The sequence below is a fragment of the Macrococcus equipercicus genome (genome assembly GCF_024205945.1).
GTDB classification, from domain to species: Bacteria; Bacillota; Bacilli; order Staphylococcales; family Staphylococcaceae; genus Macrococcus; species Macrococcus equipercicus.
Window position 1 is genome coordinate 1,177,541 of the sequence record NZ_CP073809.1, and the last position, 11,800, is coordinate 1,189,340.

At 48.7% G+C, this 11,800-nt stretch carries 12 protein-coding genes; 1 reads left to right on the top strand and 11 read right to left on the bottom strand.

Annotation, left to right across the window (positions count from 1 at the left end; genetic code table 11):
- Window positions 1–53: 53 nt before the first annotated feature.
- The 11 genes from KFV11_RS06025 to KFV11_RS06075 all read right to left on the bottom strand — a co-directional run bounded on the left by KFV11_RS06025 (window position 54) and on the right by KFV11_RS06075 (window position 10,811).
- The gene (locus KFV11_RS06025) at window positions 54–383 is read right to left on the bottom strand and encodes a YpoC family protein (RefSeq protein WP_149458672.1); all 330 of its coding nucleotides are present in this window, start codon (window positions 381–383) and stop codon (window positions 54–56) included.
- Complete coding sequence (gene nth, locus KFV11_RS06030; protein ID WP_254249487.1) at window positions 373–1,032, bottom strand: endonuclease III; 660 nt, start codon at window positions 1,030–1,032, stop codon at window positions 373–375. The genes KFV11_RS06025 and nth overlap by 11 nt, the downstream gene beginning before the upstream one ends.
- Window positions 1,022–1,687 carry a DnaD domain-containing protein gene (locus tag KFV11_RS06035; RefSeq protein ID WP_149458670.1) on the bottom strand — a complete coding sequence of 222 codons (666 nt, stop codon included), beginning with the start codon at window positions 1,685–1,687 and terminating at the stop codon, window positions 1,022–1,024. The genes nth and KFV11_RS06035 overlap by 11 nt, the downstream gene beginning before the upstream one ends.
- Window positions 1,688–1,739: 52 nt before the next feature.
- On the bottom strand, window positions 1,740–3,032 hold the full coding sequence (asnS, locus tag KFV11_RS06040) for an asparagine--tRNA ligase (protein WP_149458669.1): 1,293 nt from the start codon (window positions 3,030–3,032) through the stop codon (window positions 1,740–1,742).
- Complete coding sequence (locus tag KFV11_RS06045; protein ID WP_254249488.1) at window positions 3,029–4,216, bottom strand: pyridoxal phosphate-dependent aminotransferase; 1,188 nt, start codon at window positions 4,214–4,216, stop codon at window positions 3,029–3,031. The genes asnS and KFV11_RS06045 overlap by 4 nt, the downstream gene beginning before the upstream one ends.
- Before the next feature lie 61 nt (window positions 4,217–4,277).
- Entirely contained in the window at window positions 4,278–6,863 is a 2,586-nt protein-coding gene (locus KFV11_RS06050) for a helicase C-terminal domain-containing protein (RefSeq protein WP_254249489.1), read from the bottom strand.
- Between the two features lies 1 nt (window position 6,864).
- Window positions 6,865–7,842 carry a biotin--[acetyl-CoA-carboxylase] ligase gene (locus KFV11_RS06055; RefSeq protein ID WP_254249490.1) on the bottom strand — a complete coding sequence of 326 codons (978 nt, stop codon included), beginning with the start codon at window positions 7,840–7,842 and terminating at the stop codon, window positions 6,865–6,867.
- Window positions 7,835–9,001, bottom strand: a complete 1,167-nt coding sequence (locus KFV11_RS06060; protein ID WP_170234532.1) for a CCA tRNA nucleotidyltransferase — start codon at window positions 8,999–9,001, stop codon at window positions 7,835–7,837. The genes KFV11_RS06055 and KFV11_RS06060 overlap by 8 nt, the downstream gene beginning before the upstream one ends.
- A complete protein-coding gene (bshA, locus tag KFV11_RS06065; protein ID WP_254249491.1) occupies window positions 8,985–10,115 on the bottom strand; it encodes an N-acetyl-alpha-D-glucosaminyl L-malate synthase BshA in 1,131 nt (376 codons plus the stop codon). The genes KFV11_RS06060 and bshA overlap by 17 nt, the downstream gene beginning before the upstream one ends.
- 1 nt (window position 10,116) lies before the next feature.
- Entirely contained in the window at window positions 10,117–10,491 is a 375-nt protein-coding gene (mgsA, locus tag KFV11_RS06070; RefSeq protein WP_149458664.1) for a methylglyoxal synthase, read from the bottom strand.
- Window positions 10,488–10,811: a nucleotide pyrophosphohydrolase gene (locus KFV11_RS06075; protein ID WP_149458663.1), complete on the bottom strand. Its 324-nt coding sequence runs from the start codon at window positions 10,809–10,811 to the stop codon at window positions 10,488–10,490. Before KFV11_RS06075 ends, mgsA begins: the two co-directional genes overlap by 4 nt.
- A gap of 96 nt (window positions 10,812–10,907) precedes the next feature.
- Here KFV11_RS06075 and KFV11_RS06080 point away from each other — a divergent pair, with 96 nt between their 5' ends.
- A complete protein-coding gene (locus KFV11_RS06080) occupies window positions 10,908–11,750 on the top strand; it encodes a YitT family protein (protein ID WP_436970231.1) in 843 nt (280 codons plus the stop codon).
- Window positions 11,751–11,800: the final 50 nt, after the last annotated feature.

An 11,800-nucleotide genomic window follows, 5' to 3' on the forward strand; every position in this document is an offset into this window, starting at 1 on the left:
ATACAGAAAGCGTCGGAAGGATATCCTTCCGACGCTTTCTGTATTATAGTATGCTATTTATTGTTTCTTTTCTTCCTGATTTCCATGACTGCCTTCAATTTTTTAAGTTCCTGTCTCATTGTTTTCATCTGTTGATATCTCATGAAATGGAATTTATCCTGTGAGAAGTAATCCACCCGCTCTATGACATTCAGCGGCTTATACTCAAGTGCTGACAGCGCTGCTAAATCCACTTCACGGTCATTGATCTCAAACATCATTTCGAGGAGTGCTGTGCGGTACGCAGCGATAAGCGCGACACCTTCTTCACGGTGAAGTGCTTTTTGATCCGCGAGTGCATCCAGCTGCTCTTCCTTCTCTAGAAACCATTCTTCACTCTGCATCTGTAATCACCTTCTTCCGTTTCCGGCCTTCTCTGCAGTCTGCAAGCAGTGGACATTCATGACACTTCGGGTTGCGGGCGAGGCAATGGTAACGGCCGAAGAAAATCAGCTGATGATGCGTTTTGTTCCAGCGCTCGCGCGGCACTTTACTGCATAGTGTCTCTTCGACCTGCGTCACACTGTCCTTCCACTTACATATACCGAGTCGTTTTGACACACGCTCCACATGCGTATCAACAGCCAGCGCGGGAACACCGAATGCGACAGAGACTACAACATTGGCGGTCTTACGTCCGACTCCCGGCAGTTTAACGAGTTCACTGTGTTCCCGTGGAATGTCACCGCCGTGCTGTTCTATCAGTATTTTGCAGAGCGCCTGGATGTTTTTCGCTTTGTTCCGGTAGAGACCGATCGACCGGATGTCATCCATCAGCTCTTCCACCGGGACTGCGAGATAATCCTCCGGCGTCCTATATTTCTGGAATAATGAACGGGTCACTCGATTGACAGCAGCATCTGTGCACTGGGCCGACATGAGCACCGCAATAGTCAGTTCAAACGGATTATCATGGAGCAGTTCACATTCCGCATCCGGATACATAGCTGCGATGACATCCAGCATCTTCATTGTCTTCTTCTTACTTATCATATGGATTATCTCCATTCACCCAGTCAAACACCGGGAAGTTCTCAATCGTCTTTGTCAGCTGTTTGGTCTGCTCGAAATCTTTCCGTACAGTTTTGGAGTCATCGACTGTTTTGACATGGCGTTTTTTCCAGTTCAGCAGGATGCGGTCTATATACTTGAAACTGAGCTTGTCATGGATAGTCGCTTCGTCAAGTGCGGCGTTGATCAGGTCGGTGGAATGATGGTCTGTATCTATCCAGTGCGTCAGCGTCTGCATCTCAATGGGTGTCAGCGGTCTGCCGAACTGGACTTCAAACCGTTCGAAGAGCTGACTGAAATCCAGCTGTTTCTGCGCTGTTTCATCACTGTCAGTTTGAGCATGCAGGCGGTCATCGAGCGGCTGCAGTGAGAAGTGTTCACTGTACTGACTGCCTGCCTGTCCGACAGAGACATGCAGCAGGTCTTTCTGTATCAGCCCCTGAATAAGCGCGGCCACCTCGTTCACCTCAAGCGTCGTCTCCTGCGCCATTGCTTCAAACGAGGGCATTTCGCTCGTCTCGTGATGAATCAGAATGAGCTTCAGCAGGACAGCTAACTCTGTTTCATTGATGGCAAGTTTTGGATAATATTTAATCAGCTGTTTTGGCACAGCCATCTGCTGGTTAATATACTGCATATTTTTCACCTACAAGAAAGAGGTTGAGACGTTCGTCCCAGCCTCTTTGTTTTTATGGATATAATCTGTTCAGCAATCTTGGGAACGGGCTTGTTTCTCTCACATGCTCTACGCCGGACAGCCAAGCGACGGTGCGTTCAAGGCCAAGGCCGAAACCTGAATGCGGCACGCTGCCGTATTTACGCAGGTCCGTATAATACGTATAAGCTGCCGGATCAAGTCCATGCTCGTTAATACGCGTCTCAAGCAGCTCCAGATCATTAATACGTTCAGAGCCTCCGATAATTTCACCGTAACCTTCCGGTGCGATCAAGTCAGCACATTTCACTGTGCCTTCTTCCTCAGGGTTCGGCTGCATGTAGAACGGCTTGATCTTCGTCGGGTAGTTGACGATGAACACCGGCAGATCATAATGATTGGCGATCGCTGTTTCATGCGGTGCACCGAAATCATCACCCCACTCTATGTCGTCAAAGCCCCATTCTTTAAGCAGCTTGATAGCTTCTGTATAAGTGATACGCGGGAAAGGCGCCGCCACTTTTTCTAGTTTTTCTGTATCGCGGCCAAGAATCTTCAAGTCAAGCGCACAGTTTTTAAGCACTGACTGGACGACGAAGCTGACATAGTTCTCCTGTACACGAAGGCTGTCCTCATGTTCAAAGAATGCCATCTCCGGCTCGATCATCCAGAACTCGATGAGGTGACGACGTGTCTTGGATTTCTCTGCACGGAATGTCGGCCCGAATGAAAACACTTTGCCGTGGGCCATCGCTGCCGCTTCCATATAGAGCTGACCGCTCTGGGAAAGAAACGCATCTTCATCAAAGTATTTCGTATGGAACAGCTCACTTGTGCCTTCCGGTGCACTTCCTGTCAAGATCGGCGGATCGATTTTAGTGAATCCTTCGTTATTGAAGAACTCATAGGTCGCCCGAATCACTTCATTTCTAATTTTCATCACTGCATGCTGGCGTTTTGAGCGCAGCCATAAATGACGGTGGTCCAGCAGGAACTCAGGACCATGGGCTTTCGGCGTGATCGGATAATCAACTGCCGCATGAATGACCTCAAGGCCGGTGACTTCCATCTCATAACCGAAATCTGAACGTTCGTCCTCTTTAATGATGCCTGTCACATAGAGCGACGTCTCCTGAGTAATCCCTTTCGCTGTCTTGAACAGCTCTTCAGCGACATTCTCCTTAACGACAACTGCCTGCATGAAGCCTGTGCCGTCCCGCAGCTGCAGAAATGCAATTTTACCGCTTGAGCGCTTGTTTAAAATCCAAGCACCAAGCGTCACTGTTTCACCGACGTGACTGCCGGCCTGATTGATTGTAATTTTCATGAGTTGTTCTCCATTCTTTTCTCGACAAATTGTTTCATTCTATCAATAGCTTCAAGCATTGACGCTAAATCCGTTGCGTAAGACAGACGGATATTATCCGGGGAGCCGAAGCTTGAGCCCGGTACAGCGGCTACAAGTGATTCCTCCAGCAGCTGCTCGACAAATTCATCCGCTGACTCAAGACCACATAACTTGACCGTTTCGCTGATATTCGGATAAAGATAGAACGCCCCGCGCGGTTTAATGCACTGAATACCCGGAATCTCCATCAATTTAGGATAGATGGTCTCAAGGCGCTCCTTGAAGATGCTGTTCATCTCATCGATGAACGTCTCATCACCATTATATGCTTCGACTGCTGCCCACTGGGAAGGTGTCGTCGGATTACTTGTTGAATGGCTGGCAAGATCCGTCATCGCTTTGATGAGTGCTGCATCGCCTGCCGCATAGCCGATACGCCAGCCGGTCATCGAATGACTTTTTGACACACCGTTGATGACGACCGTAAGGCGCTTGATGTCATCGTTTAAACTCGCGATGCTCACATGGCTGCCGTCGTAGATCAATGTTTCATAGATCTCGTCTGACACTACGATGATGTCGTTCTTGACTGCAAAGTCTGCGATTGATTCAAGTTCTTCCCGTTCATAGATGACACCTGACGGATTGCTCGGTGAATTCAGAATCAGTGCTTTCGTTCTCGGTGTGACCACCTGTTCGAGCATTTCTGCTGTCACTTTATACTCCGTGCTTTCATCTGTAAAGACATAGACGGGCTTCCCGCCTGCCAGCACGACTTGTTCCGGATAACTCACCCAGTAAGGAATCGGTATGATGACTTCATCCCCTTCGTTCAAAATGGACTGGAACAAATTATAGAGTGCATGTTTCGCACCTGATGCCACCATGATCTCGTTCAGCTCATAATTCAAGTGGTCTTTCGCCAGTTTGTGCTGAATCGCTTTTTTGAGTTCAGGCAGCCCGCCTGCCGGTGTATATTTTGTTTTTCCTTCGTTGACCGCTTTAAATGCCGCTTCAATGATATTCGACGGCGTATTAAAGTCAGGTTCCCCGGCAGCAAGACCGATGACCGGTCTGCCGCTTGCTTTTAATTCATTAGCTTTCGCTGTAATGGCAAGCGTGGATGAAGGTCTCAGTTGTTTGACGCGGTTAGATAGTTCCATGAGTACAGCTCCTTAACATTATGATAACTATAGTTTACCAAAGTTAACTTGATTCTTTAAATCATTTATTGTTGACCGGCTTATTTTTCTCGATCCAGTCGATGAAGTCGTCTAATCTGCCCCGTCTGACTGTATACTGGTCAAGCACTCCATCAAAGACCTGGTGGTAGTGCGCCTCTACAATGCGGCGGTCCATGCATAGAATGATGCCGTCGTCCGTCTCATTCCTGATCAGCCGGCCTGCTGCCTGTCTGACTTTTGTAGCGGCATACGGCAGCTGATAGCTGTCAAAGCTGTCTCCTGTTTCATCCTGCATCAGCATGACCCGCTTATCATTCGGGTGAATGAACGGCAGACTGACAATCATCACGCATTTAAAGGCATCCGACTGATAGTCCAGCCCTTCATAGAACGACTGCGTACCGAGCAGGATACCGCTGTCCAGCTGATTGAACTGAGTCAGCAGCTTATGAGGATTGGACTGAGGTGTCTGGACGAGCCGGACATGATCAGTCATCGCCTCCAAATACTGCTCCACTTCCATGATCAGCTGATAATTGTTGAACAGGATGAGCATCTTCTTATGACCGGTCGCTAAATAAGAAGTGATATATAAAATCACCTGCTCAATAAACCCCTGCGTCGACCGATGATTGAACACGGGCACGTCGTCAGGAATGAAGAAAGTGACCTTGTCACTCCGGTGCATCGGATTGAACGCAATGATCTCCCGTTCATGATGGCCGAGGAGCGGACTTAAATGTGCAACGGAGTGGTCCAGCAGCAGTGAACCTGACAGCAGCACTAAAGACTCGAAATGACTGATCAGCTGTTTTGAAAACAGTTCCTCAAGCTTCCGGTCTTTGACATATATCGTCAGTGTTGTCTTATTAGCAGACGTGTTATAAAAAACGAGTCTGCCCTTATCAATCGCCTGCTTGATCTGCTGATAGATCTGCAGCACATAGCGCGACTGCTTTTTGACGATACGGCTGACAGGCAGCTGCTCTATGATTAAATGAAACTGCATGCATTTGGCCACAAGGTCATCCAGCAGCAGATGAGCGCCCAGCCGTGTGAAAGGCTGAGAGCTGTCATAGCTCAAGTCATCGAAAAACAGGTCATTGCAGCGTTCGATCTCCTGTATCTGCTCTTTCAGCTCATAGTGGGAGGCCATCAGTGAATCAATCGACAGCTTCGTCTGTACAGCCCTGTAGTTCGAGAATAACAGACCGTCCTCCTTAGACAGCTGTGACAGATTGTATTTGATGTTCTGGTAGCTCCATTCTGTAGACGTATGGTTCAATGCCACTTCCTGCAGCTGATGGCCTTCGTCGATGATAAGATGCTGGAAATACTTCGGAAATCCTTCGTAGCCTGAATGCAGGAGGTGTGAATGATTGGTCACACCGAGCATCGGCACAGCGATCGTTTTGACGTCCTGATAAAGATACGTATCCTGCTTCGGCTTATAGAGATTCCTCATCAGCTCAAAATAAATTTTGCGGCCGCCGTTCAAGTTCATGCGTTCAATATCACCGTCCTGCCCTGCAACGAGAAAGACCAGGAGCTGCATTTTCAGCAGCAGAATATCGTGATTTTCTTTTTTGTCAGCGAGTATGAATTTAACAAACTCAACAGAAATATAGTTCCGCTTACTTTTCAGCAGCACAAGCGGAAGTGATTGTCTCAACGTCTTTTCAATCTTAGCTGCGTCCGCATGAATCAGCTGCTGCTGCAGTGCCTTTGTCGCCGTCGTAAAGAGCACATTCTCTTTGTGAGTGAGTACATAATAGACGGCTGCCGTCAAATAGGCCAGTGTTTTGCCGCTGCCCACTTCTGCCTCGATCAATTTGACCTGGCTCGTCACCAGATTATCGTAGATGAGCTCTGTTAAATACAGCTGCTCTTTCCGGTAATTCAAGTCGTTGTCGGCTATGATCGCTGCATAAAATTGTGCGAGTGTCCCGTCAAACGTTCCTTGGACGAACGAACGGTCTGCCGCTATGTATTTCAATCCGGATGCTTCCGGCAGGTCATCTTCCGAACGGTGCGCCTCTATCAGCGGGAACAGCAGATGGTCGATGTCATTCTTCAGTCGTTTCGCCAGATGATACAGCTGAATCAGTGTCGTTTTCGGCAGTGAGGCTGCCTTATCCAGACATTTGATCAGCAGGGCCGCAGTCGCCTCTGCATCTGCAATCGCACTGTGAGCATCGTCAAGCGGGACATCAAGTGCTGCTGCAATGACACTCAGTTGATAGCTCGGCTGATCCGGATAGAAAATTTTGAACAGATCCACCGTGTCGATGGTATAGCGGGGATTGAACGATAAATTATTTTTATTGAACAGCTGGGTCAGAAAGTTCAGATCAAAGCTGATGTTATGGGCGACAAACACTTTGTTCTCCAGCAGTTCAAGAATACGCGGCGCCAGTTCACTGAATGTCGGCGCTTGTTCAAGCATCGCATTATTGATGCCGGTCAATGATTCAATAAACGGGGAAATCATTTCATCCGTATAAATGTAACTGTCGAAGCGTTCGATGACCCGGTTATCTTCCATGAGGATGATACCGATCTGGATGATATCATCAACGGCGGCATTATTTCCTGTCGTCTCTATATCAACAACGGCTAGCTGCATCTCAGTCCACCTGCATTTCTATATCAGCGCTGATGAACTGATGGGTGTTTCCTGCTTCATCCCGGACGATCAGGCGGCCGTCATCTTTAATATCAACCGCTTCCCCAAAAATCTGTTTTTTGCCCTCTGTATAGCGCAGCGTCCTCCCCCATATGTTGGAATACGCTTTATACTGTTCCTTTATATCGCTGAATTCAAGCGTCATAAACTGGTTATAGCTCCGCTCAATCTGCTGGTACAGCGCTTCAAAAAAGGCGTAGCGGTTGACTGTCCTGCCCCGTTCAAGCGCGATACTTGTCGCCGTCGTCTGCAGTTCCTCGGGAAAGTCTGCCGGCATGTGGTTGAGATTGATGCCGATGCCGCAGATGATATGATGCACACCTGCTGAGTCACCGCTGATTTCCGTCAGAAAACCGCATACTTTTCTGTCATTGATGTAGATGTCATTCGGCCATTTTACGGTCGCGTTGACCCCGTAATCCCGCATCGTCTCGGCGATAGCAAGAGAGATAAACAGATTGAACGTCGCGATTTTTGCAAACGGGATATGCGGATTGAAGACGAGGCTCATCCACAGTCCTTTCTTACCCTGCGAGTCCCATACCCGGTTAAAGCGACCCCGGCCGGCTGTCTGAACTTCACTGATGACAATAAACGGCTCGCTGTTATCCAGCAGCTTCTCATGAGCCACTTTTTGAGTGGAAGTCACTTCATGGTCAACATAGATCGTGCTGAAATAATCAGATTTTCTGATCATCAGCTGCATCAGATTGTTGTCCCAGACGTCCGGGAATTCAACCAGCTTGTAGCCTTTGTTCTGAACGGAGTCAAAGACAAAGCCCTCATCTTTCAAGGATTCGATGGTTTTCCATACAGCTGTACGGCTGATCTGCAGCTGCTCCGCTATATGCTGACCCGAGACATAACTCTCTTTATGGTCATAAAGATACGATAGAATTTTATATTTGTATTTAGACATTGTCATCAACCCACTTTAAAATAGCTTCCTTATTGTTTGGCAGTCGGCCAAGCACAATATGTTCCTCAACGCGGCCGAGAAGTCCCTTCAGCCAGCTCCCCCCTTTGCGGCCGAGGTGAGTCATCAGCAGGTGACCATCGACGGCCATTTCTGAACGGTCCTCTATCGGGAGCGCTGAATGCAGCTGACGGACCGCGGCCGCTGTGAGCACGGCCGGTATACCGAGCGCCGCCCGCATGTCGAGACAGTTGATGACGAGCGCCGCCCCGTACTTATAGACGAGCAGCATCGCCGCTCCAGCGTCCAGTTCCCGGTAAATTTCACATGATGCTTTAATGGCCTTCTTTTCCTGATTGGACAGCTTCAGCTGCGCAAGTCCGCGCTCGACGAACTGGCCCTTGTAAAGACAGTAGCCGAAATAAGCTTCCAGTGTCACCGCATGCCGAGGCTTCATCAACGGCTCCAGCTGCTGCAGCACAGGAATCGCTGCATGAATACCGGCAGCTTCAACGGTCATCAGGGCAGCCTCGGGATTCAGCCCTTGCAGCAGCTTTCTGAACTCCACGATAATTCGTTCAATCGCTACGTGACTGATCAGCTGCGCATGAGTCTTCATCGCCCTTGCCGTCTCGTCCTCAAGCCGAAAATCAAGTGTGCTCTGAAAGCGGCAGGCACGGATCATCCGCAGCGCGTCCTCATGAAAACGGTCATATGGATTGCCGACTGCACGGATGAGCCGATGATTAAGGTCATGCTGTCCGTCTGCATAATCAACGACATGCAGCGCACTGTCCAGCGCCATCGCATTGATGGTAAAATCCCGTCGCAGGAGGTCGTCTTTCAGTTCAGTCACAAAGATGACTTCATCCGGCCGCCTGAAATCTTCATAAGTCCCATCTATCCGGTAAGTCGTCACTTCGAACGGCTCTCCTGTATCAAGGACCATGATTGTTCCGTGTTCCTTGCCGACAGGAACCGTGCGCTCAAAAACCGCTTCTATTTCATCGGGCGTCGCACTCGTCGTGATATCCACATCGTTGATCGGTATATCAAGCAAATAGTTCCGGACAGCGCCGCCGACTATGTAGGCTGAATGCCCATGTGCATTCAGCTGTTCGATAATCGGCACTGCCGTCTCAAGCTTAGCGATATTGTCCATCGATGAGCTCCTGATACAGTTGTTCGTACTGGTCTGTAATATGATCGGACGCAAACCGTCTCTTAATATCCGCAAGCATGTTCTGCTGGAGTGTTTTATAATACACATCGTCCGTCAGCAGCTTGACCGCATAGTCGCTTGCTGTCTCTGTATCACCGACGTCAACAAGCAGACCTGTTTCGTCGTGGCTGATGACTTCACCGATTCCTCCGGCACGTGTACCGATGCAGACCACGCCGCAGTGCATCGCCTCGAGCAGGACGAGGCCGAAGCTTTCCTTCTCAGACATCAGCAGGAATAAATCTGACAGCTGATAGAACGGTGCCACTTTTTCCTGCTTACCGATGAACAGGACGTCGTCAGCGATGCAAAGCTTGTCGGCCAGCTGCCGCATCTTGGCCAGTTCAGGTCCATCGCCGATCAGCAGTAACTTCGCTTTGAGTGCTGTCCGGGTAATTTTAAAGGTCTGCAGAATATCCTGGATGCGTTTCACTTTGCGAAAGTTCGAGACGTGCGTCATGACTTTGTAGTCGTCCGGAATCCCATAAATGCGCTTTAAATCCGGATTGTCACAAGTCTCAAAATCCTGTTCATTGATAAAGTTATAAACCGTCACAATCTCTTTATCCGGATTGATGACCTGCTTAGTTTCCGCAATGAGCGCATCACTGACGCTCGTCACGACATCACTTTCTTCAATACCGAATTTAATGGCTTCTCTCAGTGTAGAGTCATAGCCGAGCACCGTAATATCCGTACCGTGCAGCGTCGTGACAATCTTGACGTCTCTCCTTGCAATCTGGCGGGCCAGTATGCCGCAGATGGCATGCGGCACTGCATAATGCATATGAAGTACATCCAGATCATAGTTGTTGATGACTTCCGCAATTTTAGTGGCAAGCGTTATATCATACGGCGGATACTGAAAGACCGCGTACTGATTGACGTCTACTTGATGAAGCGTAATATTCGGCCGGTGAAACTGTATTCTAAACGGCGTGTTCGACGTAATGAAATGAACGTCATGGCCCCGCTCCGCCATCTTCAGTCCAAGCTCCGTCGCTATAATCCCTGAGCCGCCCATAGTCGGGTAACATGTAATTCCTATCTTCACTTTAATCACCTAAGCTTTCATAATAACTGATGATGGCGCCGGCGCTCCCCTCATTTGTCGCCAGAGGAACGTCATAGACATCTGAGAGTCTGAGCAGTGCAGAGACATCAGGCTCGTGGGGCTGAGCTGTGAGCGGATCCCGAAAGAAAAAGATGGCATCGATCTCTTTATTTGCAACGAGCGCCCCGATTTCCTGGTCCCCGCCGAGCGGCCCTGAGTTAAACCGGTGCACATGAAGCCCCGTCTGTTCTGATACTCTCAGACCTGTCGTACCGGTCGCAAACAGCTCATGCCTGCTGAATTCATCAATGTGCTGCTTAATAAAGCTGACAAGTGCTTCTTTCTTCTGGTCATGTGCGATAATGGCAAATTTCATAGCTCGCTCCTTTCGAAGCGGTTCTTGTCTCTCGTGTTGAATTTAGTCATCGTCTGCTCAAAATAATCGGTCAGGTCCAAATTCATCGAATTGGCAAGACAGATTAAGACAAATAAATTATCTGCAAGCTCAAGACCGATCTCCTTTTCCTGTTCTGATAGTTTCTTCTGTTTCGGCCCGTATACATGGTTGATCTCTCTCGCAAGTTCGCCGACTTCTTCAGTCAGCCGGACCATATTTTCCATCGGTGTAAAATAACCCGCTTTGAACTGGTTGATGTAATCATCGACCTGCCGCTGCATCTCAAATAAAGTTTTCATAGTCCCTCCTATTGCCTATATCACGGTTTCATGTTTATTATGGAGTATAAAGGGGGTAATCAATTGCGCATTCAAATCAAGCCGCTCAATATTTTAATGATTCTGCTGGGTAGTTTCATCTTTAGTTTCGGCGTCGTCAACTTTAACATGGCGCACCATCTGACAGAAGGCGGCTTCACCGGCATTGCTCTTATATTATATCATTTATTTAACTGGAGCCCTGCTGTACTGAACTTAATTTTCAATATTCCGCTGTTTTTTGTCGGCTATCGACTGCTCGGAAAAACATCATTTGTCTATACGCTGATCGGCACTATCAGTGTCTCCGTCTTTCTCTATTTATGCGGACTTATGCCGGTTCACATCAATCTGCAGGACGATCTGCTGCTTGTCGCCTTATGCGGCGGTGTCCTCATCGGTCTTGGGCTCGGCATTATATTCCGTTTCGGCGGAACGACAGGCGGAGTTGATATTTTAGCCCGGCTGATGAAGAAGTACTTCGACGTACCTATGGGACGGACTATGTTTGCTTTTGACTGCTTCGTCATGACCTTGACACTCCTGGCCATCGGTGACTACAAACTCACTTTGTATACGCTCGTCTGTGTGTTCGTCGGTGCCCGTGTGATTGACGCCATACAGGATGCCGGCTACTCAGCGCGTGGTGCATTCATCATCTCTGAACATCACGAGAAGATCGGCGACGAAATTAACAGCCTGCTCGACCGGGGCGTGACCCAGTTATCAGCTCAAGGTCACTATTCAAAGAACAGCCGGCCGATACTGTACTGCGTCGTTCCAAAAAATGAAATCACCCGGCTGAAGCAGATCATCAATGCGGTCGACCCGCATGCTTTTGTCTCACTGCTTGAAGTGCATGATGTTCTCGGCGAAGGATTCACGCTGGATGAGAACAAGCAGCTTATCAGCGACCGTTAATATACAAAGAACTCAGACAGTGCCACTGTCTGAGTTCTTTTATCAACTTT